This is a genomic window from Salipiger sp. (assembly GCF_048261495.1).
In the GTDB taxonomy this organism is placed as follows: domain Bacteria; phylum Pseudomonadota; class Alphaproteobacteria; order Rhodobacterales; family Rhodobacteraceae; genus Salipiger.
The window spans coordinates 456919-478090 of the sequence record NZ_JBLXFX010000002.1; the positions used below are offsets into that span (position 1 = coordinate 456919).

The 21172-nt window shown below is 67.9% G+C and carries 24 protein-coding genes; 7 read left to right on the top strand and 17 right to left on the bottom strand.

The genetic code is table 11. The features are described from left to right. Positions 1–57: 57 nt before the first annotated feature. The 7 genes from ACN0RJ_RS05670 (at position 58) to ACN0RJ_RS05700 (ending at position 7412) form a co-directional block, all read left to right on the top strand. Positions 58–1236: a phosphoglycerate kinase gene (locus ACN0RJ_RS05670; RefSeq protein WP_417721230.1), complete on the top strand. Its 1179-nt coding sequence runs from the start codon at positions 58–60 to the stop codon at positions 1234–1236. Between the two features lie 152 nt (positions 1237–1388). Beyond that, the gene (locus ACN0RJ_RS05675) at positions 1389–1688 is read left to right on the top strand and encodes an FtsB family cell division protein (protein WP_417723660.1); all 300 of its coding nucleotides are present in this window, start codon (positions 1389–1391) and stop codon (positions 1686–1688) included. Positions 1689–2022: 334 nt separating this feature from the next. Then, positions 2023–3045 (top strand): pyruvate dehydrogenase (acetyl-transferring) E1 component subunit alpha, encoded by a 1023-nt coding sequence (gene pdhA, locus ACN0RJ_RS05680; protein ID WP_417721228.1) that lies wholly within the window; start codon positions 2023–2025, stop codon positions 3043–3045. 15 nt (positions 3046–3060) lie between these two features. After that, entirely contained in the window at positions 3061–4425 is a 1365-nt protein-coding gene (locus tag ACN0RJ_RS05685; RefSeq protein ID WP_417721227.1) for a pyruvate dehydrogenase complex E1 component subunit beta, read from the top strand. Further along, complete coding sequence (locus ACN0RJ_RS05690) at positions 4422–4685, top strand: hypothetical protein (RefSeq protein ID WP_417721226.1); 264 nt, start codon at positions 4422–4424, stop codon at positions 4683–4685. Before ACN0RJ_RS05685 ends, ACN0RJ_RS05690 begins: the two co-directional genes overlap by 4 nt. Positions 4686–4689: 4 nt before the next feature. Next, the gene (locus tag ACN0RJ_RS05695) at positions 4690–6018 is read left to right on the top strand and encodes a pyruvate dehydrogenase complex dihydrolipoamide acetyltransferase (RefSeq protein WP_417723661.1); all 1329 of its coding nucleotides are present in this window, start codon (positions 4690–4692) and stop codon (positions 6016–6018) included. A gap of 200 nt (positions 6019–6218) precedes the next feature. Next, positions 6219–7412 (top strand): MFS transporter, encoded by a 1194-nt coding sequence (locus ACN0RJ_RS05700; protein ID WP_417721224.1) that lies wholly within the window; start codon positions 6219–6221, stop codon positions 7410–7412. A gap of 75 nt (positions 7413–7487) precedes the next feature. Here the strand turns inward: ACN0RJ_RS05700 and cysE are convergent, their stop codons facing one another. The 17 genes from cysE to ACN0RJ_RS05785 all read right to left on the bottom strand — a co-directional run bounded on the left by cysE (position 7488) and on the right by ACN0RJ_RS05785 (position 21049). Further along, a complete protein-coding gene (gene cysE / locus ACN0RJ_RS05705; RefSeq protein WP_417721223.1) occupies positions 7488–8306 on the bottom strand; it encodes a serine O-acetyltransferase in 819 nt (272 codons plus the stop codon). 99 nt (positions 8307–8405) lie between these two features. Continuing rightward, positions 8406–8792: a hypothetical protein gene (locus ACN0RJ_RS05710; RefSeq protein WP_417723662.1), complete on the bottom strand. Its 387-nt coding sequence runs from the start codon at positions 8790–8792 to the stop codon at positions 8406–8408. Next, positions 8789–12688, bottom strand: a complete 3900-nt coding sequence (locus tag ACN0RJ_RS05715; protein WP_417723663.1) for a baseplate multidomain protein megatron — start codon at positions 12686–12688, stop codon at positions 8789–8791. The genes ACN0RJ_RS05710 and ACN0RJ_RS05715 overlap by 4 nt, the downstream gene beginning before the upstream one ends. A gap of 3 nt (positions 12689–12691) precedes the next feature. Next, entirely contained in the window at positions 12692–13132 is a 441-nt protein-coding gene (locus ACN0RJ_RS05720) for a peptidase (protein ID WP_417723664.1), read from the bottom strand. Next, on the bottom strand, positions 13129–14010 hold the full coding sequence (locus tag ACN0RJ_RS05725) for a DUF2163 domain-containing protein (RefSeq protein WP_417723665.1): 882 nt from the start codon (positions 14008–14010) through the stop codon (positions 13129–13131). Before ACN0RJ_RS05725 ends, ACN0RJ_RS05720 begins: the two co-directional genes overlap by 4 nt. After that, entirely contained in the window at positions 14010–14642 is a 633-nt protein-coding gene (locus ACN0RJ_RS05730; RefSeq protein WP_417723666.1) for a TIGR02217 family protein, read from the bottom strand. Before ACN0RJ_RS05730 ends, ACN0RJ_RS05725 begins: the two co-directional genes overlap by 1 nt. Positions 14643–14658: 16 nt before the next feature. Next, a complete protein-coding gene (locus tag ACN0RJ_RS05735) occupies positions 14659–15324 on the bottom strand; it encodes a phage tail tape measure protein (RefSeq protein WP_417721217.1) in 666 nt (221 codons plus the stop codon). Then, positions 15321–15521, bottom strand: coding sequence for a rcc01693 family protein (locus ACN0RJ_RS05740; protein ID WP_417721216.1), 201 nt, complete (start codon positions 15519–15521; stop codon positions 15321–15323). Before ACN0RJ_RS05740 ends, ACN0RJ_RS05735 begins: the two co-directional genes overlap by 4 nt. Before the next feature lies 1 nt (position 15522). Further along, positions 15523–15843 (bottom strand): gene transfer agent family protein, encoded by a 321-nt coding sequence (locus ACN0RJ_RS05745; RefSeq protein ID WP_417721215.1) that lies wholly within the window; start codon positions 15841–15843, stop codon positions 15523–15525. Then, positions 15843–16262, bottom strand: a complete 420-nt coding sequence (locus ACN0RJ_RS05750) for a phage major tail protein, TP901-1 family (protein ID WP_417721214.1) — start codon at positions 16260–16262, stop codon at positions 15843–15845. The genes ACN0RJ_RS05745 and ACN0RJ_RS05750 overlap by 1 nt, the downstream gene beginning before the upstream one ends. 91 nt (positions 16263–16353) lie before the next feature. Further along, complete coding sequence (locus ACN0RJ_RS05755) at positions 16354–16761, bottom strand: DUF3168 domain-containing protein (protein WP_417723667.1); 408 nt, start codon at positions 16759–16761, stop codon at positions 16354–16356. Beyond that, complete coding sequence (locus tag ACN0RJ_RS05760; protein ID WP_417721212.1) at positions 16758–17096, bottom strand: head-tail adaptor protein; 339 nt, start codon at positions 17094–17096, stop codon at positions 16758–16760. Before ACN0RJ_RS05760 ends, ACN0RJ_RS05755 begins: the two co-directional genes overlap by 4 nt. Beyond that, on the bottom strand, positions 17093–17686 hold the full coding sequence (locus ACN0RJ_RS05765) for a head-tail connector protein (RefSeq protein WP_417721211.1): 594 nt from the start codon (positions 17684–17686) through the stop codon (positions 17093–17095). The genes ACN0RJ_RS05760 and ACN0RJ_RS05765 overlap by 4 nt, the downstream gene beginning before the upstream one ends. 163 nt (positions 17687–17849) lie before the next feature. Beyond that, the gene (locus tag ACN0RJ_RS05770) at positions 17850–19034 is read right to left on the bottom strand and encodes a phage major capsid protein (protein WP_417723668.1); all 1185 of its coding nucleotides are present in this window, start codon (positions 19032–19034) and stop codon (positions 17850–17852) included. 31 nt (positions 19035–19065) lie between these two features. Next, complete coding sequence (locus ACN0RJ_RS05775) at positions 19066–19608, bottom strand: HK97 family phage prohead protease (protein ID WP_417723767.1); 543 nt, start codon at positions 19606–19608, stop codon at positions 19066–19068. A gap of 24 nt (positions 19609–19632) precedes the next feature. Next, positions 19633–19860, bottom strand: a complete 228-nt coding sequence (locus tag ACN0RJ_RS05780) for a GTA head formation protein, RCAP_rcc01685 family (RefSeq protein ID WP_417721208.1) — start codon at positions 19858–19860, stop codon at positions 19633–19635. Continuing rightward, entirely contained in the window at positions 19853–21049 is a 1197-nt protein-coding gene (locus ACN0RJ_RS05785) for a phage portal protein (RefSeq protein WP_417723669.1), read from the bottom strand. Before ACN0RJ_RS05785 ends, ACN0RJ_RS05780 begins: the two co-directional genes overlap by 8 nt. Between the last annotated feature and the right edge of the window lie 123 nt (positions 21050–21172).

Sequence of the window (21172 nt, forward strand, 5' to 3'; positions counted from 1 at the left end):
CATTGACGCGCGCGTGAGCCCGGGGCAGACCGGGACCGAAGATGACGGGAGATGGGAATGACCTGGAAAACCCTCGACGACATGGACCTGGACGGCAAACGGGTGCTGCTGCGCGTCGATATCAACGTGCCGGTGGAAGACGGCGTGGTGACCGATGCGACCCGCATCGAACGGATCGCCCCGACCGTGCAGGACATCCTGTCGCGCGGCGCAAGGCCGGTGCTGCTGGCGCATTTCGGCCGCCCCAAGGGCAAGGTGGTGCCGGAGATGTCGCTGGAGATGCTGGTGCCCGCGCTCGAGGCGGCCTTCGGAACCAAGGTGCATTTCACCCCGCTGGACGGCGCCGACGCGGTGATCGCGGCCTGCGGCGAGGGCGAGGTGGTGCTGTTGGAGAACACCCGCTTCGAACCCGGCGAGGAACGCAACGACGAGGATCTGGCACGGCGCTACGCGGCGCTCGGCGACATCTATTGCAACGACGCCTTTTCCGCCGCGCATCGCGCGCACAGTTCCACCGCCGCGCTGGCGCACCTGCTGCCCTCCTGCGCCGGCCGCCTGATGCAGGCCGAGCTCGAGGCGCTGGACGCCGCGCTCGGGTCGCCGAAACGGCCGGTGCTGGCGGTGGTCGGCGGCGCCAAGGTGTCGTCAAAGCTCGAACTGCTGGGCAATCTGGTGGAAAAGGTCGACATGCTGGTGATCGGCGGCGGCATGGCCAACACCTTTCTCGCGGCGCAGGGACTGGACGTCGGCAAATCGCTCTGCGAGCACGAGATGGCCGACACCGCCCGCGAGATCCTCGGCAAGGCCGCCGCGGCGGGCTGCGAGATCCTGCTGCCCGCGGACGTGGTCGTGGCCCGCGAATTCCGCGAGAACGCGCCCTCGGAAACCGTGGCCGCGGATGCCTGCCCGTCGGATGCCATGATCCTCGACGCCGGACCCGAGTCGGTCGAGGCGGTCAATGCCGCCATCGACCGGGCCGAAACACTGATCTGGAACGGCCCGCTCGGCGCCTTCGAGATCGCGCCCTTCGACGCCGCCACCAATGCCGCCGCCGCCCATGCGGCGAAGGCGACGCTGAACGGCGGGCTGGTTTCGGTCGCCGGGGGCGGCGACACGGTTGCCGCGCTGAACAAGGCCGGTGCGGCGGAGGATTTCACCTATATCTCGACCGCGGGCGGCGCCTTCCTCGAATGGATGGAAGGCAAGGAGCTGCCGGGGGTCGCGGCGCTCGGCTGAGGGCGGCGCCGGGGCCGGCGCGCCCCGGCTGCGATCACATTCGGGCGAATCCCCCGTTCGGGGGATTCCCTTTGCGAATCACTTGTGCCATAGTCATCGGACGTCCCCGCGAAGAGGGGCGGTTCCGAGGCAGATCACGAGCGAGTTTCCAAATGAGCGCGCGGCGCAAACCGGCCTTCGGCGTGCTGATCTACGCCGGCATCACCCTCAGCCTGTCGGCCTATTTCACCTTTGCCGCCGTGCAGGGGGATTTCGGCGTGTTCCGTCGCGCCGAGATCGTGATCGAGGGCGAGCGTCTGGCCGCGGAGCTTGCCGGTATCGAGCGCGACGTGGACCGCATGGAAAATCTCACCCGGCGGCTGTCGGACGACTATCTCGACCTGGACCTGCTCGACGAACAGGCGCGCGATGTCCTGGGTCTGATGCGGTCGGACGAGATCGTGGTGCGCTGAATCCGCGTTCCGGCGGACCCGTTTTCTCTTTCGGTTGGCTGATCTTCAGGAACGCTGCGCGTGCCTGTCGTGCCGCCGTCCGCCTTTGGCGGCCCGCGGCGGATCGGGAGGGCGCTGCCCTCCCCCGGCCCGTGCCGGGCCATTCCCCACCCGGGATATTTTCGAACCGAAGAAGCCCGTTGCCCGGCGGCAGCGGTGTCGCGGCGGCATGGCGGTGGGGCCCCCGAGGCGAAGAAATATGGCGAATGCCTGCGGGAGGGCTTTGACACGCGGGCTGGCTGGCACTAGTGTGAGGGAAAGTTTAACACTAAACTATCTACCTGGAGGAGATGACATGGCCGCACGCAAACCAGCCGCCAAGCCCAATGTCTCGCCCGAGGAGCTCAAGCAGTATTATCATGACATGCTTCTGATCCGGCGCTTCGAAGAGAAGGCCGGCCAGCTGTATGGCATGGGGCTCATCGGCGGGTTCTGTCACCTGTACATCGGCCAGGAGGCCGTCGTCGTCGGGCTCGAAGCGGCGGCGGAAGAGGGTGACAAGCGCATCACCTCGTACCGCGACCACGGTCACATGCTGGCCTGCGGCATGGATCCGAACGGCGTCATGGCCGAGCTCACCGGCCGCGAGGGCGGTTATTCCAAGGGCAAGGGCGGCTCCATGCACATGTTCAGCCGGGAGAAGCATTTCTACGGCGGGCACGGCATCGTGGGTGCGCAGGTGCCGCTGGGCGCGGGCCTTGCCTTTGCCGACAAGTATCTCGACAACAAGCGCGTGACCTTCACCTATTTCGGCGACGGCGCCGCGAACCAGGGCCAGGTCTACGAGACCTTCAACATGGCGGCGCTCTGGAAGCTTCCGGTGGTTTTCGTGATCGAGAACAACCAGTACGCCATGGGCACCTCGCAGAAGCGCTCGACCTCGACCGAGGACATCCACACCCGCGGCACCCCCTTCGGCATTCCCGGCGAGATCGTCGACGGCATGGACGTGCTGGCGGTCAAGGCGGCGGGCGAGAAGGCGGTGGCGCATTGCCGCGCCGGCGACGGTCCCTACATCCTCGAGATCAAGACCTACCGCTATCGCGGCCATTCCATGTCGGACCCGGCCAAGTACCGGACCCGCGAGGAGGTGCAGAAGATGCGCGAGGAGCGCGACCCGATCGAGAACGTGCGCAGCATGCTGATCGAGGGCAAGCACGCCACCGAGGACGACCTCAAGGCGATCGACAAGAACATCAAGGACATCGTCAACAAGTCCGCCGATTTCGCGAAGGAAAGCCCCGAGCCCGCGCTCGAGGAGCTCTGGACCGACATCTACGCCTCTGCGATCCCGCAGGGCGACGCGGTGAAAAGCTGAGGGGGAGCAGACCAGATGGCTACACAGATTCTCATGCCCGCGCTGTCTCCGACCATGGAGGAAGGCACGCTGGCCAAATGGCTGGTGAAAGAGGGCGACACGGTGTCGTCGGGCGATATCCTCGCCGAGATCGAGACCGACAAGGCGACGATGGAGTTCGAGGCGGTCGATGAGGGCATCGTCGGCAAGCTCCTCGTGGCCGAGGGCTCCGAGGGGGTGAAGGTGAACACGCCCATCGCGGTGCTGGTCGAAGAGGGCGAGAGCGTCGAGGATGCCGCCGCCCCGGCCCCGGCCGCCGCCGAGGAGGCCCCGAAGGCGGAGGCCAGGGCCGCCGCGCCCGAACCCGAGAGCAAGGTTCCAGCGGCCGCGGCCTCTCCCGACTGGCCCGAGGGCACGGAGATGAAGACCCAGACCGTGCGCGAGGCGCTGCGGGACGCGATGGCCGAGGAGATGCGCTCGGACCCCGGCGTCTTCGTCATGGGCGAGGAAGTGGCGGAGTACCAGGGCGCCTACAAGGTGACCCAGGGCCTGCTGGCGGAATTCGGCGACAAGCGCGTGATCGACACGCCGATCACCGAGCACGGCTTTGCCGGGATCGGCGTCGGCGCGGCCTTCGGCGGGTTGAAGCCGGTCGTGGAATTCATGACCTTCAACTTCGCGATGCAGGCCATCGACCACATCATCAACTCGGCGGCCAAGACGCTGTACATGTCCGGCGGGCAGATGGGGGCGCCGATGGTGTTCCGCGGCCCGAACGGCGCGGCGGCGCGCGTGGGCGCGCAGCACAGCCAGGATTACGCGGCATGGTACGCGATGATCCCCGGCCTCAAGGTCGCCATGCCCTATTCGGCGGCGGATGCGAAGGGCCTGCTGAAGTCGGCCATCCGCGATCCGAACCCGGTGATCTTCCTCGAGAACGAGATCCTCTACGGGCGCACCTTCGACGTGCCGGTGATGGACGATTTCACCGTGCCCTTCGGCAAGGCGAAGATCTGGCGCGAGGGCAAGGACGTCACCCTCGTCAGCTTCGGCATCGGCATGCAGTACGCGCTGGAAGCGGCTGAAAAGCTTGCGGAAGACGGGATCGACGCCGAGGTCATCGACCTGCGCACGCTGCGTCCCATCGACTACGGGACGCTGATCGCTTCGGTGAAGAAGACCAACCGCTGCGTGACCGTCGAGGAGGGCTTCCCGGTGGGTGCCATCGGCAACCACCTGTCGTCCTACATCATGATGAACGCCTTCGACTATCTCGATGCTCCGGTGATCAACTGCACCGGGAAGGATGTGCCGATGCCCTATGCGGCCAACCTCGAGAAGCATGCGCTCATCACCACCGCCGAGGTGATCGAGGCGGTGAAGCAGGTGACCTACCGGTGAGCCCGGTCGAGGTCATCGGGCGCGACGTGGCGCGCGGGGCCTACCGTGTCCGGGTGGACACGGGGGGCCGCGCGGTCACGGCCTTCGTTCCCGAATGCCTCATGGAGAGCCTGCGGCCCGGGCAGCGCCCGAGCCATCAGGAGGCCTACGAATGGATCGCCGCCCATCGCGGCAAACTGGAGAAAGCCGTGATCGCACTGGCCGGGGCGCGGAAACCGCGCCCGCCCTGTGATCTCGTGACCCTCGCCGAGGAGAGCTAGAGACATGCCCACCGAAATCCTGATGCCCGCCCTGTCGCCGACCATGGAGGAAGGCACGCTGGCCAAATGGCTGGTCAAGGAAGGCGATACCGTGAGTTCCGGCGACATCCTCGCCGAGATCGAGACCGACAAGGCCACGATGGAATTCGAGGCCGTCGACGAAGGCACCATCGGAAAGATCCTGATCGCCGAGGGGTCCGAGGGGGTCAAGGTCAACACCCCCATCGCCATCCTCCTCGAAGAGGGCGAAAGCGCCGACGACATCGCCTCCGCTCCGGCGTCGACACCTGCTCCGGAGGCGCCGAAGGCGTCCGACGCGGGCGCCGAGGCGGCCCCCTCCGGGGGCTCCGAGAAGCCCGCCACCCCTGCCCCGGCCGCGCCCGCCTCGGCGGACGGCACGCGCATCTTCGCCTCGCCCCTGGCACGGCGGATCGCGGCCGAAAAGGGTCTCGACCTGGCCGGGGTCAAGGGCTCGGGTCCGCATGGACGCATCGTGAAGGCCGACGTGGAGAGCGCGACGCCGGGCGCCGCAGCCGCCCCGGCTGCCGCCACCGAAGCCCCCGCCGCCAAGGCCGCCGCACCCGCCGCCGCGATGCCGCAGAGCGCCGGGGCCGATCAGGTCAAGCGCATGTACGAGGGCCGCGACTACGAGGAGGTCAAGCTCGACGGGATGCGCAAGACCGTGGCTGCCCGCCTCACCGAGGCCAAGCAGACCATTCCGCATTTCTACCTGCGCCGCGACATCCGGCTCGACGCGCTGCTGAAGTTCCGCGGCCAGCTCAACAAGCAGCTCGAAGGACGCGGCGTGAAGCTGTCGGTGAACGACTTCGTCATCAAGGCCTGCGCCAACGCGCTGCAGGCCGTGCCCGATGCCAATGCCGTCTGGGCGGGCGACCGGATGCTGAAGCTGAAGCCCTCGGACGTGGCGGTTGCGGTTGCCGTGGACGGCGGGCTGTTCACCCCGGTGCTGAAGGATGCCGAGATGAAGTCGCTCTCGGCGCTTTCCGCCGAGATGAAGGACCTTGCGGGCCGCGCCCGCAACAAGAAGCTCGCGCCGCATGAATATGTCGGCGGCACCTTCGCAATCTCCAACCTCGGGATGTTCGGGATCGACAATTTCGACGCCGTCATCAACCCGCCGCACGGGGCGATCCTCGCCGTGGGCGCGGGGGTGAAGAAGCCGGTCGTCGGCGCCGACGGCGAACTGACCGTGGCCACGGTGATGTCGGTGACGCTCTCGGTCGATCACCGGGTCATCGACGGCGCACTGGGGGCCGAGTTGCTCAAGGCCATCGTCGACAACCTCGAGAACCCGATGCTGATGCTCGCCTGATCCGCACCGGATCCGACAGGATCAGGCCCGCCCCCGTCCCGGGGCGGGCCTTTTCACGCCAGCCATGCAAGGGCCTCATGCCGACCTTGCAGAGGCGGCCCTTGCGATTGCGCGACCAAACCATAACATCCGTGAAAACGTTCCTTGCCGCATTGCAGCATCCGCTGCCACGGCATGGCCCCCGAACATCGGAGCTTTTCATGGCTTACCTCGACCGTCAGGCGCGTCTGACGATTCTCTCCCTCGCGCTCGGCGCCTTCGCCATCGGCGTCGCGGAGTTCGCGGCCATGGGGTTGCTGCCCTACTACGCCACCGATCTGGGCGTGTCCGAACCGCGGGCCGCCCATGCGGTCAGCGCCTATGCCATCGGCGTGGTGGTCGGCGCACCCGTGCTGGCGGTGCTGGGAAGCTACCTGCCGCGCAAGCTGCTGCTGATCCTGCTGATCGCGGTCTTCGGCTTGGCCAATGTGGCCTCGGCCCTGTCGACCGGCCTCGGCGCTTTGGTCGCCTCGCGCTTTCTCGCCGGGCTGCCGCACGGCGCCTTCCTGGGGATCTCGATGCTGACGGCAGCGGCGCTGGCACCCGAAGGCCGCAAGGCCTCGGGCGTGGCGCAGATCCTCATGGGGCTGACGGTGGCCAACGTGATCGGCGTGCCGATCGCCGGCGCCATCGGGCAGAGCTTCGGCTGGCGCTGGTGTTTCGTCATCGTGGCGGTGCTGGCCGCCGCATCGGCGGCGATGATCGCCCGCGTCGCGCCGGCCACGCAGACCGGCCCCGCCGCCAATCCGCTGAGAGAGCTTTCGGCGCTGTCCAACCGGGCGGTCTGGCTGACGCTGGCCGTGGGGGCCGTCGGCTTCGGCGCGGTCTTCGCGGTCTATTCCTACCTCTCCGCCGCGATGATCGCCGCCGCGCAGGCGCCGGGCTGGGCGATCCCGCTGGCCCTGTCGGCCTTCGGATTGGGCGCGACGCTCGGCAACGTGATCGCCGGACGGCTGGCCAACTGGTCGCATTTCGGCGGCGCACTGGTGCTGCTGATCGGGATGGTCGCAACGTCGATCCTCTACGCCGCGGTCATGGGGAACTGGATCGCGATGACCGCCACGATCTTCATCCTGGGGACGACCGCGGGCCTGGTGATCCCGCTGCAGATGCGTCTGATGGACGTTGCGGGAGATGCACAGACCCTCGCCGCCGCGCTCAATCATGCGGCATTCAACGCGGCCAATGCTCTGGGTCCCTGGCTGGCGGGCCTTGCCCTGGCCGCGGGCCACGGATGGGCCTCGACCGGCCATGTCGGCGCGGCGCTGGCCGTCGGCGGAATCGCGGTGCTGGGGGTGGCGTGGTACGAATCCCGCCACGTCATCCGCATGCGCAACATCATACCGGCCGCGTGAAGGCCGAGGTCTGCGCCGCAAATTCCTTCAAGGAATTTGCAAAAGTTTTGAAAAACTTTTGCCCCTTGGCCGGCCTCACTCGTCGCAGCGGCAGCCGGTGAGCCTCTGGTTCATGTCGCGCGACGGCTGATCGCAGCCGGCTTCGCCGACGATCTTGGCGGGCACACCCGCCACGGTCTTGCAGGGCGGCACATCCGTCAGCACGACCGAGCCCGCCGCGATCCGGGATCGCGCGCCGACCCGGATATTGCCGAGCACCTTCGCCCCGGCGCCGATCAGCACGCCATCGCCGATCTTTGGGTGCCGGTCCTCGTCCTCCTTGCCGGTGCCGCCCAGGGTCACCGAATGCAGGATCGAGACGTCGTTTCCGACCACCGCGGTTTCGCCGATGACGATGGAATGGGCATGGTCGATCATGATCCCCTGACCGATCCTGGCCGCCGGATGAATGTCGACGCCGAAGACTTCGGACGAGCGCATCTGGAAGAAGTAGGCCAGGTCCTTGCGTCCCTGCCCCCAGAGCCAATGGGCCACGCGCTGGCTCTGCACCGCCTGGAAGCCCTTGAAGAACAGCAGCGGCTGCAGGTAGCGGTGGCAGGCCGGATCGCGTTCGTAGATCGCCCGGATGTCGGCCCGCGCAGACATCGCCAGCGAGGCATCGGAGCCGTAGGCCTGATCGCAGATCTCGCGCAGGATCTGTTCGGACATCTCGCCGTTGGTGAGCTTCATCGAGATGCGGAAGGCCAGAGCGCCCTCGATGCTGGAATGATGCAGCACGGAGGTATGGACCAACCCGCCGAGCAGCGGTTCCCCGCCCACGGCCTCTTCCGCCTCGCGCATGATGCGGGTCCAGACCGGATCCAGTTCGGCGATCTTGGCGCGCGTTTCAGCCATCACTGTTCCTCCGTTCGACGCCGTAGTCATAGCAGATAGGGTTCCGCCTTTGAAACGCAAATGCTTGATGGACGCAATCGGAGAGACTTATGGATCGGGTCACGGTCCCGTGCAGCACGGCGATCGCTCCCGAAAATCACCGGCCGCGAGGCCCGCGCCGGGGCGTTGCTCAACGGGACCGTCTTCCAAAGGGAGTGCGCCGCCGGGAAGGCGCCGCGCACGCAGCGCCTCGAGCACGAGGATCATGCAGTCGGCATAGACGGGCTGGTCGATGCGAGGTTCCGGCGCCAGCGGCAGGACCAGCGCCGCCGCCATGAGCGTTCCGTTGCCCCACTCCGGGTGAACGCGGCCGTGACGGTCGAGAAATCGGTCCGCCGCATCCGCGCGGGCCACGAGATCCCGTGCCAACCGCCACCGCGCGCCCGGCGCGGCCGCCAGAAGGGCGCGCGCGGCGGCGACCAGGTCGCCGTGCATCACGGGCTTCATGCCTCGAGCTCCAGCCTGGCAAAGGGACCCGCGCCGAACCGGGCCGAGAGCTGGGCGACCTGCACTTCGTAGGGGCCCGTCAGCCCGTCCGCGCCGGGATCGTAGGTCCAGGCAGACTGCGACACCGTGGCTTCACGGATGGGCGCGCCAGCCTGCATGATCCGCAGCAGGTAGCTTTCGCTGTCCTCGCCCAGCGGGACCTCGGTCGTGTCCCAACTGTCGGCGTCGATGCGGCTGCGGCGAATCCAGGACAGGGACTGCGTTCCCCCCGATGCCACCGCGCGCAGATGGGCCGGGCGGTAGGGCCGCAGCCCATTGCCGTCGAAGGCATGGACTTGGTGCCTGTAGGACGGATCGTCGTAACCCCGTTGCGCCGGTCCGATCCGGTAGTGGCGGGATAGACGCCGTGCCATGGCGGCCAGCGCTATCTGCTGCGGTGCCCCGTCGAGCGCCACGACCAGCGATCCTGTGGGCCAGACCTCGGGCATGATGCCGTCGCTGCCGAACTGCCCGCGCAGCCTGTGGGTCAGGGTCCAGGTGCGGGTTCCGACAAGCTGCGCGTCGCGGAACTGGAACAGCTCCCAGGCACCGGGGCTGCCGTCCCCGATCGCGACGAGGTTGCCGCCCGCCAGAAGCGCGGTGTCCGAAATCGACTCCATCATGCCCGAGAACAACTTCACCTGCACAAGGGGGCCCCGGTCGATCCGCCCCGGCGGCGCGGCAAACAGCGGCGTCTCCGTGACGCCGATCACCGACTGCGCGGCGATGATCTCGTTCAGCGCATAGTCCGCATCCTCGGCCGAGTCGTAGATCGCCACACTCCCCGGCCAGGGCTCGGCCGTGATCGCGATATGGGGGGCATGTTCCACCTCCCCCCCCGTCATGAGCGGCAGGTCCATGAACACCGGCATGACCGGAACCGCGGGCGTGAAGGGACGCAGGCCCGGCACATCCTCGGGGAAATCCGCAGGGTGGTAGACATCCGGCTCGATGCGCACCGCTTCGAGGATCTGATGCTGGCCGATCTCGACACGGTCGATCCGCGCCAGCGTCCGCCCCGAGGCCGCCGGCAGCGAAACCACATCGCCCGCGCGAAGGTCCAGCCGCGACGGGGGCAGCGCAAAGCGCAGCGTCTCGCGCGCCACCCGCGCCTCGGCCAGCCAGCGCTCCACCGTCATCCGACCCTCGCGGCGGGTCAGGGTCATCGGCAGATCGGTTTCGGCCACCGCATGGGTTTCCTCGTCCGGCAGGACGGTCTCCTCGGCGGCGATGGCGTGATCGCCGTCGGCCTCCACGAAACGGACCCGGACCCGCCCGGCCATCTCGGCCTCGCTCACCCTGGTCTCGACCATGGGGCTGCCGATCTCGTCGCTGACGGCAAACTCCGCCGGGTCGATATCCACCGCACCGGTGCCGCGCCGCATGACGAAGCACAGCACACCGTCGCGTTCGACCGCGTCGAAGCCGTGCGCCAGCATCAGCGACTGCAGCGCACGGCGCGCATTGCCGGTGCTGTCGACCACATAGCCCCGCACCCAGCCGTGAAGGCCGCTCACGTCGTGGTCGTCCAGCCCCGCGCGGACACAGATCTCGGAAACCACCGAGGCCAGCGTCCGCGCCGACGCCCGTCCCGTCAGCCAATGTCCCCGCCGGTAGTTGCCGCCGTCGGACCAGAGGCTGTCCAGCCCCGGAAACCAGGGATAGGGACGTGCATCCCAGGCCCAGACAAAGGTGCGCGCCATGTCGACCATCGGCGCCCCGTAGACCTCCGAAACCGGGTTGTTGGCGGGGTCGTTCCAATAGGCATGGATCGCGCGAAGATACTGGCGCTGCATGAGATCATCGCGCAAGCCGTTGGAATAATGAGGAAGATCGCTTTCCGAAGATTTCGGATCCAAGAACGTGTTGGGCTGGTTCGCGCCCTTGTCCACCGCCGCGCAGCCGACCTCGGTGAACCAGACCGGCTTCGAGCCCGGTTCCCAGGCGGTCGGTTCCGGCTGGCGCACACCGCCGATGCGGTCGTGGTGCAGGTTGCTCCACCAGCCTCGGATATCCTTGTAGCGGAACACCCAATGCTCGCCATCCGCGCCGTCCTCGATGGGATCGCGCCGCTGGGCCTCCCGTGCTTCGGGGGTGGGATAGTACCAATCGAACCCCTCTCCTCCGGCCACGTTGGCCATGAGGTAGTCGGCATTGTGGATCGCCCCCCAATGCTGATCCGCGTGGCCCTCCTCGTCCCGCCAGTCGGCGAGCGGCATGTAGTTGTCGATACCGATGAAGTCGATCTCGGGGTCGGACCAGAGCGGATCGAGGTGGAAGTACACGTCCCCCGATCCGTCCTGAGGATGGTAGCCGAAATATTCCGTCCAGTCGGCGGCATAGCCGATCCTGACACCGGCCCCCAGCAACACCCGGCAATCCGCCGCAAGGGCCCGCAGGGCGGCGACCGCCGGGAAGCCGCTGTCATCCCGGATCCGGGTGAGCGACCGCATCTCGGACCCGATGCAAAAGGCATCCACCCCGCCCGCGGCCGCGCAAAGCGCCGCCTGATGCAGGATGAACCGGCGATAGGACCATTCGGCCGGGCCGCTGTAGGTGACGACCCCGTCCGCCACGGCAAAATCCGCAGGCGCGGCCGTACCGAAGAAGGCGGCAACCTCGACGGCCGCCACCGCCGTGCCGTCCGGTGAATTCGCGCGCCCCGGCGCCGCGCTCAGGGTAACCCGTCCGCGCCAGGGCAGCGCCGGCTGATCCGCCGCGCCGCTCCAGGGATCGCTCAAACCGTTTCCGTCGAGCTGATCCATCAGGATGAACGGGTAGAAGGTGACGGCCAGACCCTGATCCGTCATCCGCCGGATCGCCTGCACCACGCTCGCATCGGCGGGGGTTCCGCCATAGATGGGCCGGTCGTCCTGACGGGGCACCAACTCCGCCTCCGCCCGCGACAGGCCGGAAACGCGCCATGGCATCCGCTCGGCGTCGAACTCGGCCTGCTCGATCTTCGGCTTGATCTCGCAACTGCCGCAGCGCAGATCGCTGCCGAACCAGCTTACCACGAGGGAGGCAGCCCCGCAGTCCGGCAACTCGTCGGTCAACTGGTCCAGCGCGGTGTTGAAATCCGGCTGCTCCGAAGGAGAGTTGACGTTGACCACCCCGCTTGCGCCACCTCCGTATGAAAGATGCACGGGCTCCGTAGCCAGCGCATATTCCCCGGTGCCTGGGATCAGCGCGACGCCCCGCACGCAATGGGGCACGTCATCCGTATCGGTCTGTTCGGGCCGGGTCACCTCGAAGGAAAACTGCGGAACACGATTGCCGAACCGCTCCAGCATCAGATCCTCGATCACCACGTAGGCGGTGCCGCGATAGGCCGGAACGAACCCGGTGCCCTCGACCGCTTCCATCTTCGGATCCGGCTCCTGATCGGCGGACCCGGCATAGACACGCATGTTCAGATCCGAAAGCGGAATCTCCGCCCCATCCGCCCAGACTCGGTTGACGGCGGTGATCTCGCCTTCGCACAGAGCGAGGGCCAGGCTCACCGAATAGCTGAAGGACTTGACCGTCGGACCGGAAGGCGCCCCCTTGCCGCCGCCGGTCTTTTTCTTCTTCACGTGTTCCTTGAACTCGGTCGCCCAGATCACGTGACCGCCCACGCGCATCCGCCCGTAGACCTGTGCGATGGCAACACCCTCACCGGCCCCGGTCAGGCGGAAGCGTTCCACCTTGCCGGTCTCGACCGTATCCGCACCCTGCCCCATCAGCCGCTGGTCGATGGCCCGCCCGAGGCTGGCACCGACAAAGCGTCCGACCGCCGTCATGGAAAGCCCGAGAACGGTGCCGCCGAAGGCGCTGCCAACAGCCGCGCCCACCGCGGAAAGTACGATCGTGGCCATGTCTCAATTCTCCGTTGGTAGGGCAAACCGCGCGGCGATGCGCCTGCGCCAGGGGGGGCTCAGCGGGCTTTCGATCACGCCGTGCCCGCTATAGGCATGGACGAAGCTCGCCCCCTCGCCCGCGCGGGCCTGCAGCCCCACGTGTTTCGCCACGGCGTCGCTTCTCATGCGGAACAGCAGCACGTCCCCCGGCGCCTCGTCATGCCGGTCCTTCAGCCGCATGTGTCGAAGCCCCGCGCGCAGCAGCGCCTCGTCACCCTGGGGTTCGGACCAGTCCATGCTGTAGGGCGGCACCGACTCCGGCTCGGCGCCCAGAAGCTCGCGCCACACGCCCCGCAGAAGGCCGAGGCAATCGCAGCCCGCCCCCCGGACCGAGGCCTGGTGCACGTAGGGCGTCCCGATCCAGTGGCGCGCGGTCAGCACGATGTCGTCGCTGCGGCTCATCTCCGGCTCCCCCCGCTCCGGGTCTTCGCGAGGGTCGGATGCACCATGATCCAGTCCTCCTCGGGTATGTCCGGAAAACCCTGAAAGTTCAGAATGTTGTTGAACTTCAGCCGGCAGGTGTCGAAGCGCTTGTCGCAGCCCGCGGTGATCCGAACCACGTCGCCCGCTGCGACCGGGGCCCTCAGGGGTTCCCAGAGGTCGATCCCGCGCCCGCCGGTCAAGAGGCGATCCCGCTTGATGGTGCCCGAAAGCCCCGCCGCATCACCACTCAGCACCGTCAACCTGCCGCGCTGGAACCAGCCCTGATCGAAGCCGCCCAATGCGCCGAACCCGAAACTGCGATTGTCCTCGACGGTCAGGATCGCCCCCTCGTGGAAATATCCCGGCTCGCTCAGATCCATGCGGCAGATGGCGTCGCCCAGGACCGCCGAGCAGGGTTTCTGGAAGGCCCGCCCGACCGGACGGTTCAGGGCTTCGGTCAGGCCGCGCAATTCCGCGTGGAACGCTCCGCCGGAGCGGCGGATCTCCCCGATCGTGCCCCGGAACATGAGCCTGCGCTGCGCGACGTCCGCCCAGTTGACCAGCCAGGATTCCACCCCGGCCCCGTCATAGCGGCCCGCCTCGATATCGGCCTCGGAAATCGCCGCATCCGACAGGGCGCCCGTCGCCTCGGTATTGTCGACCGACAGACCCGTCGCCTGCTGCAGCGCCGCAGCCGACAACCCGGTGTCGGCGCGGAACGCGAGCCCGGCAAAACTCAGCGTCCGGTCATGGTCGGTAAAGCCGAAACGGACCCCGTCGCGGCGGGTGATCGCCCAGCAGCGTGCAACGGTCGTCAACCCGGTCGCAAGATGCGCGTGAAGCTCCGGCGCGCCCATCAGACCCGAACCTCCACCACCGGAACGTCGGGCACCTGACCCGCCTTGAAGCTGGCGACCGAGACATTGATCCGGTCCGTGTCGAACCTCACCGGCACGTCGAATTCGAACCCGGCCGAGATTTCGACCCCGGACAGCGGTGCCTCGACAAAGGTGATGAGCCCGGTCGCGAGGTCGACGCCGAAATGCACGCCCTCCAGCATCTCGTCGTCCTGCACCGCCGCTACAACGGTGCCGAGCACCGGCTTGGTGATCGGGCGTTGGTAGCTGGCAACGCCGGAGCGGTAGGATTTCACAAGCTGAAAGGTCCGCGTCGCGCCGTCGCCATGGGCGATCACCTGATCGTTGCGGCCGGGCTGCGCGGACGGCTTGCAGGATTTGTAATCCGCCCAGTCCTTCCAGCGGAAGCCGTAAAGCTGCCCGCGCCGCGCCTCGTAGAAATCCAGCAGGGCCGCGATATCGTCGAGACCCCGCAGCCCCAACCCCGCATCGTAGCGTCGCCGCGAATGCGCCCAGGGGGTGTTGCGTTCTTCGAACCCGCTGGTCAGTTCGACCACATCGGTCCTGCGCTCCGGCCCGCCCAGCGCGCCAAAGCTCAGATCGGCGGGAAATCTCACCTCGTGAAACGACATCTCGGCTCTCCCTCACTCAACGATTGCGCGAACCCTGCCCCAGAGCCCGGCCCATCTGCGCCGCGATCTGCGACTGGCTGCGGCGGAAGCTCTGGGCATCCGGCGTCGATATGTTCATCACGATGTTCACCGCCTGCCGGTCGCCGCCCTGCGCGCGCACGCCGAGCTTGCCGTCGGCGCCGCGCGTCAGCGGCATGATAGCCTCCGGTCCCGCCTCGCCCATCAGCCCGCTGCCGCCCCGCATGGGGAAACTGACCGGGCCGGTGACCACACCGCCGGTGGCGAAGGGCATCACCCGCCCCTGGCTGAACGAACCGCCCTTCTCGAAGAAGGAAAAGCCGCCGAACATGCTCGACAAACCACCCGCGAGCAGTCCGCCGAAATGCTGCGTCACCGGCTGGACGGCTGCCTTGTAGGCCGCGTCGACCATCGAACGCGCCACTTGCTCCAGCGCCTCGGACAGCTTCATCCCGTCCAGCACCACCCCGTCGATGGCCCGTCCCAACCCCTTGGTCAGTGCGCCCTCCAGCCGGGTCACGTTGCGCCCGGTGTCCGAAAACGTCTGGTGGATGCGCTTCATCTCGGCATCGAAACCGGCGGCCATGCTCGCCGCGCTCCCGAGGCTTTCCTCGAGCAGCGCGATTTCGGATTCCAGTTCGTCCAGGTTGTCGATCTCGCTCATCGAGCGTCTCCTTTCACCTCGTCCGGGAAGGCCGCCAGCAGCTCGTCGAGCCGCGCGCGTCCCATGGGCCGCTGACCGGCGTCCTCGCCCAGCATCAGGCGCAGCTCCACCGGCGTGAGGTCCCAGAAATCACGGGGCCGCAATCTCAGGCCGCGCAGACCCGCGCGCATCAGGCTCGGCCAGTCGAAGCCCTCCACCTCAGCTCTCCCCCGGCAGCATGAAGGCGCGGGCAAGAAGCTCCGCCGCCGCCTTCGCCGCCGCCATCGGACCGCCCGCGATCTCGGCACTCAGCAGATCCCGCGCGGTGCCGCTCCAGCCGCCGCCGCGCAGACCCGCGACGATCAGCGCCAGCACGTCCCGCGTGCTGCAGCGGCCGGTCTCGAAACGGCGCACCAGGTCGACCAGCGCGCCGGTCTCCAGCCCCGCTTCGAGTTCGGCAAGCGCCCCGAGGGTCAGCCGCATCAGGTGGCGCTCGCCATCCACGACGATCTCCACCTCTCCCCGCCACGCATTCGCCATCAGAGCGGCGCCGGCACGAAGTCCAGAGCTCCCGCCGACGCCATCGAGACCTCGTAGGTCGCCTCGCCGTTGTGCGAGCCGGCATATTCGATGGAGGTCACCTGAAAGCGCCCCTCGACCGTGCCGAAATCCGGGATGATGACCTGGAACTCCGGCGTCTCCCCGTCAAAGAAGATCTGCCGCGCCCGTTCGTCGGTCGAGGCGTCCTTGAACACGCCCGAGCCCGAGATATTCGCCGATTTCACCCCGGCGCCGCCCAGCAGCTCGCGCCACCCGCCCTGGCTTTCCAGCGTGGTGACATCGACGCTTTCGGCGTTGAAGCTGATGCGCGAGGCGCGCAGCCCCGCCATGGTCTCGAACTGACCGTCGCCGGTCAGATCCACCTTGATAAGAAGATCCTTGCCGTTCTGGGCACCCATCTGCCGTACTCCTTGCTCTGTGCGGGTCCGCCCCGCCTGTGTCGGTCATGTGCCGGTCCGGAGCGGCCCATCGCCCGCCCCGGCCCGGCGTTCAGTCATCCTCGACCCGCGCGCGAAAGATCATCTCCACGCGCCGCAGCCCCCGCCGTTCCCGCCGCGCCTCCGCCTTGATGAAGCGCAGGCTCACCAGCCGTCCCCGGCTCAGCGTCAGGTCCGCGCCGTTCAGGGCATCGCTGGCGGCGGCGGCCACCTCCTTGGCCGAGCGGAACCCGGCGGTCCCGGTCACCACCGCCACGACAAGATCGTGCCAGGCGCCATGGCCGCTCCCGTCGGAGGCATCCCGCACCCGTTCCGCGCCGAGCGTCAGGAACAGCTCCGGCAGTGGCCCCGCGGGCGGCGCGTCGAACACCGCGTCTCCGACCAACCCGGTCAGGACAGGATCGGTGGTCAGCCGCTCGTAGACCGCCTGCTGCAGGGCGGCGGACATCGCATAGCTCATGCCGCCACCTCCTCGCGTGCGTCGCAGGCCAGGTACATGCCCGCGGGATCCGACTCGCTCACCGCGAGGATCGAGAACATCCGGTCTCCCAGGCGGAACCGCTGCCCCGCCACGGGCCGGTTGCTTGCTCCGGAAGGGGCAGCCCGTACCGTGATGCGGAAGGTCCCGACCGCCAGAGGACCGGCCTCTCCGGTGATCTCGCGCCCGCTGCGGGGAGTGATCTCCGCCCAGAGCGTCCCGAGCTTGTGCCAGGTCTCGACGACCCCGCCCGCGCCGTCCGGCGTCGGCAGGATGGTCTCCAGCCAGAGGATGCGGTTCAGGTTGGGCCGTTTCATGCGCCGAACCCCAGCCGCATCGGGCGATAGCGCGCCACGAGCGAGGTCACGCCGAACGGCATGCAGCCCTGGCCCAGCGCGGTCTCGTGGCGATATTCGTAGTAATGCGCCGCAAGCAGCAGCACCGCCTGCGCCAGGTCCGCCGGAAGCCCGTCGAAGCTGCCGCTGTAACCCGCGACAAAGCGCAGCTCCGCGGCGCCGCCCGTGGGGATGGTCGGCAGGGACGCCCCCTGCGGACGCAGCCGCGGCGCATGGGGATCGGCCTCCAGCCTGTAACGGTTCGGCTCGACCGTCTCCGCCGCACCGAAGCGGTCGACGACGGAAAGCTGCGTCAGGCTCTCGACCGGGGCGATGGGCAGCGCGACGCCCTCGGGATCGCGCCAGTCATGGACCGTCCAGACAAAATTGCGGGACAGCAGCGCCTTGCCGGTGCGCGCCTCGATCGCGGCCATTGCGGCGCGCAGGAACGACTGGAGCATCTCGTCCTGGACGTCGTCCTCGTCGAACCCGCTGCCCATCCGGAGATGCCGCTTCATTGTTGCCATCGGCAAGGCACCCGAGGGCACCACAGTTTCTTCGATCAACATCATGCTTTCTCTCCGCAATCCTCTCCCGCTCTCCCGGATCCGTACAACCAGGGTGGGCGCGTGCCGCCCACGTTGCTCGGACGGAGGGGAGCAGCTGGACAACGCGAGCTTTCTCGGCACGCGCCCCACGAGGGCGGGTCACCCCGCCCCCATGTCTGCTGTCGCGTTACGCCGTGGCGCAGCGCAGCAGCTTGATCGCGGCAAAGTCGCTCACATCCCCGCCCACGCGCTTGGTGGCGTAGAACAGCACATGCGGCTTGGCGCTGAACGGGTCGCGCAGGACGCGCAGATCCGGACGTTCGGCGATGGTGTAGCCGGCCGAGAAGTTGCCGAAGGCGATGGCATCCGCCCCGGCGGCGATATCGGGCATGTCCTCCGCGATCAGCACCGGATAGCCGAGCAGGCGCGCCGGTTCGGCGGCGGCCAGACCGTCGGACCACAGGTGACGGCCATCCGCGTCCTTGAGCTTGCGCAGCGCGCCCGCGGTCTTGGAGTTCAGCACGAAACAGGCCTTGGCGCGGTACTCGGCGCCCAGCGCATAGACGAGGTCGATGATCGCATCGCCATCCCCGAGCCCGCCGTCGACGCCCGTCGGCACGTAGCCGAGATTGCCCCAGGTCCAGACGTCGTTGTCGACCGCATCGTGATCCAGAAAACCGCGCGGCTTGTCATTGCCGTCGCCATTGATGAAGGCCGCGGCCTCGGCACGAGAGAACTTGTCGGCGACGCGCCCGGCCAGCCAGGTCTCGATGTCGAAGGCGCTGTCGTCGAGCAGACGCTGCGAGGCCTTGGGCATCGCGGACAGCTCGTGCAGCTTGATCGAGATGCGGTCGATGGTGGGGGTCGCCGTCTCGGACGAGCCCGAAATCTCGTCGGACCAGCCCGCGCCGGTTTCGCCCTGATCGATCAGAACGTCGAAGGACGAGGCCTCGACCGTGACCACCGCCGCGATGGCCCGGATCGACGCGGTGCTGTCCAGAACCGACTTCACCGCCTCCGAAGTGATCGGATCGACCAGGAAGCCGCCGTCGCCGTTGACGGCGGTCGACATGGACTTGCCCTCCGGCACCAGGCCACGCAGACCGTCGTCGTCGCCCGAGCGCAGGTAGGCGTTGAACGCCTTGCGGTGGGGCACTTCGATCTCGGCCGAGGTGGCAAGGGCCGGGCGCACCGCGGCATGGGTCATCTTCGTGTCAAGCATGGTCAATCGCTCTTCCTGTTGCTGAAGCTTCTGTTCAAGATCGGCCTGCATGGCCCTGAAATCCCCGACGAGTCCCGCCATTGCGGCGCTCACCCGGGCGACCGGAGACACGTCTCCTCCGGTCCGAGACCTGGTCTCGGATGTGCTCATTCGCTCATTCCCGTTTCCGATGCGGCGTGCGTCAGCCGCCCGCCAGGTTCAGGCGCGCGCCCTCCAGCGCCATCGCCAACTCACGCAAGCAAGCGTCGTCCGGGCTGTCGCCCTTGGCCGCCACACGCGCACTGGGCAGCATCGGGAAGGTCACCAGCGACACCTCCCAAAGCTCCAGTTCCTTGAGGAGCCTGCGCCCCCGTTCGTCCTTTGCGACCTTCACCGTGCGATAGCCGATCGACAGCCCGTCGATCGCGCCCGCCGCGATCAGCGCCGCCGCCTCGCGGCCCTTTTCGACGGTGTCGAGAATCCGGCCCTTGACCCACAGGCCGCGCGCATCCTCGCGCACTTCGTCCCAGACGCCGATGGGCTGGGCCGGGTCGTGCTGCCACAGCATCCTGACCGCGCGCCCCTCCGCAAGCAGCGACTTCAGCGACGCGGCATAGGCACCCGGCTGCACCACGTCGCCGCCCTGGTCGCAGGCGCCGAAGAACGACGCATAGCCCTCGATCCGCGTGCCGTCCCGCACCGTCACATCGGCGCCGAGGCGGCAGAACTTGTGCTCCAGATCCATTCCCGTTCCTTTCGTCATCGCCCGTCAGGGCAGCTTGTGGAGAAGGCTCTGAAAGCCCTCCGCGAGGATCATGCCCGCGACCCCGTAGACCGTGAGCCAGAGCCGCCGCTCGAGCCGCTCCATCAGCACCTCCAACCGGTCCAGCCGGTCGTTCAGTGCCGCCACCTGCAGGCTGCTCACCCGCTCGTGGGCCTCCAGCTTCAGCGCCGGAGCGCAGGCGAAGGGTTCATATGCCACATGACGCTCACTCACCCTCGCCCTCCTCCGGCACTGCCGGCAGGCCCAGCATGCGCCGCTTCTCGGCCGCCGACAGGAAATCGGCCTGCGCGATCCGCCGCCATTGCGCCTCGCGCTCCGTGGCCAGCGCCGGCACCTGGTCGAGGTCGGGCTTCAGTTCGACCTGCTCGCCGGCAAAGGCCGACAGCCACCGCCCCACCGCCGCCGTGACCCGCGTCGCCAGCGGCAGCACGGTCAGGCGATAGAAGGCCCGGTGCGCCTCCTGGTAATTGGCATAGGTCGCCTCGCCGGGAATCCCGAGCAGCATCGGCGGCACGCCGAAGGCGACCGCGATCTCCCGCGCGGCGGCTTCCTTGGTCTGGTGGAATTCCATGTCGGACGGAGAGAACCCCATCGGTTTCCAGTCCAGCCCGCCCTCCAGCAGCATCGGCCGTCCGGCATTGCGCGCGCCCTGGTGATTGCTCTCCATCTCCGCGACCAGCCGTTCGTACTGATCCTGCGCGAGCGTGCCCTGACCCTCGGCACCCTTCCACACGATCGCCCCGGACGGGCGCGCGGCATTGTCGAGCAGCCCCTTGGACCAGCGCGACGCCGCGTTGTGGACATCCACCGCCTGCGCCGCCGCCTGGATCGGGGACAGCCCGTAGTGATCGTCCTGCGGGTGGAAACTCTTGATGTGGCAGATCGGCGATACCGGCCCCGTCACGTCAAAGCGGTGCTTGCGCGCGTCCACCATGTAGTCGTAGGCCACCGGCCAGCCATCCGCCCCCGGCACCAGCCGCATCCGGTCCGGGCGCAGCACGTGCAGCTCCATCGGCACCCCCTCGCCGGAATGCACCGCCTCGAGATAGGCATCCCCCGACAGCAGCAGGAAACCGTAGAGCGCCTCGAACAGTTCGGCCTTGCCCTGCGCCTGGTTCGGCGCGGTGATGAGCGACAGCAGCGGATGCGCGGCAAAGCGTTGTTCGTGATCCTGCAGGACCAGCGGCAGGGCCGCCGCGGCCTCTGCGATCAGCTTCACCGCGCGGAACCCCACCGGGTTCCCGGCAAAGGCGGCACGGGTCAGCGACATGGTATCGCGCGGCGACCAGGCCACCCGGCCCGAGGAATGATAGGCAATAACCGGACCCGTGGCCGATGCCTTCTCCTCGATGACGGGCGCCTTGGTCCCATCCCGGTCCCGCCAGAGAAAATCGAATACCATCGGTCGACGCTCCTTCATTCGTTCCGGTCCGTTTCGCGTTGAAAAGGACCATATGAACGGAAGATTAAGACCCTCTCCCACCACCGCACGCCCATCGCGCAACGGGAGGCAGATATGCACGCG

Bases quoted from the DNA above. Each gene is read 5' to 3' on its own strand.
- ACN0RJ_RS05670 (WP_417721230.1), top strand. From the start codon at position 58: ATGACCTGGAAAACCCTCGACGACATGGACCTGGACGGCAAACGGGTG.
- ACN0RJ_RS05675 (WP_417723660.1), top strand. From the start codon at position 1,389: ATGAGCGCGCGGCGCAAACCGGCCTTCGGCGTGCTGATCTACGCCGGC.
- pdhA (WP_417721228.1), top strand. From the start codon at position 2,023: ATGGCCGCACGCAAACCAGCCGCCAAGCCCAATGTCTCGCCCGAGGAG.
- ACN0RJ_RS05685 (WP_417721227.1), top strand. From the start codon at position 3,061: ATGGCTACACAGATTCTCATGCCCGCGCTGTCTCCGACCATGGAGGAA.
- ACN0RJ_RS05695 (WP_417723661.1), top strand. From the start codon at position 4,690: ATGCCCACCGAAATCCTGATGCCCGCCCTGTCGCCGACCATGGAGGAA.
- ACN0RJ_RS05700 (WP_417721224.1), top strand. From the start codon at position 6,219: ATGGCTTACCTCGACCGTCAGGCGCGTCTGACGATTCTCTCCCTCGCG.
- cysE (WP_417721223.1), bottom strand. From the start codon at position 8,306: ATGGCTGAAACGCGCGCCAAGATCGCCGAACTGGATCCGGTCTGGACC.
- ACN0RJ_RS05710 (WP_417723662.1), bottom strand. From the start codon at position 8,792: ATGAAGCCCGTGATGCACGGCGACCTGGTCGCCGCCGCGCGCGCCCTT.
- ACN0RJ_RS05715 (WP_417723663.1), bottom strand. From the start codon at position 12,688: ATGGCCACGATCGTACTTTCCGCGGTGGGCGCGGCTGTTGGCAGCGCC.
- ACN0RJ_RS05720 (WP_417723664.1), bottom strand. From the start codon at position 13,132: ATGAGCCGCAGCGACGACATCGTGCTGACCGCGCGCCACTGGATCGGG.
- ACN0RJ_RS05725 (WP_417723665.1), bottom strand. From the start codon at position 14,010: ATGGGCGCGCCGGAGCTTCACGCGCATCTTGCGACCGGGTTGACGACC.
- ACN0RJ_RS05730 (WP_417723666.1), bottom strand. From the start codon at position 14,642: ATGTCGTTTCACGAGGTGAGATTTCCCGCCGATCTGAGCTTTGGCGCG.
- ACN0RJ_RS05735 (WP_417721217.1), bottom strand. From the start codon at position 15,324: ATGAGCGAGATCGACAACCTGGACGAACTGGAATCCGAAATCGCGCTG.
- ACN0RJ_RS05745 (WP_417721215.1), bottom strand. From the start codon at position 15,843: ATGGCGAATGCGTGGCGGGGAGAGGTGGAGATCGTCGTGGATGGCGAG.
- ACN0RJ_RS05750 (WP_417721214.1), bottom strand. From the start codon at position 16,262: ATGGGTGCCCAGAACGGCAAGGATCTTCTTATCAAGGTGGATCTGACC.
- ACN0RJ_RS05755 (WP_417723667.1), bottom strand. From the start codon at position 16,761: ATGAGCTATGCGATGTCCGCCGCCCTGCAGCAGGCGGTCTACGAGCGG.
- ACN0RJ_RS05760 (WP_417721212.1), bottom strand. From the start codon at position 17,096: ATGAAACGGCCCAACCTGAACCGCATCCTCTGGCTGGAGACCATCCTG.
- ACN0RJ_RS05765 (WP_417721211.1), bottom strand. From the start codon at position 17,686: ATGATGTTGATCGAAGAAACTGTGGTGCCCTCGGGTGCCTTGCCGATG.
- ACN0RJ_RS05770 (WP_417723668.1), bottom strand. From the start codon at position 19,034: ATGAGCACATCCGAGACCAGGTCTCGGACCGGAGGAGACGTGTCTCCG.
- ACN0RJ_RS05775 (WP_417723767.1), bottom strand. From the start codon at position 19,608: ATGGATCTGGAGCACAAGTTCTGCCGCCTCGGCGCCGATGTGACGGTG.
- ACN0RJ_RS05785 (WP_417723669.1), bottom strand. From the start codon at position 21,049: ATGGTATTCGATTTTCTCTGGCGGGACCGGGATGGGACCAAGGCGCCC.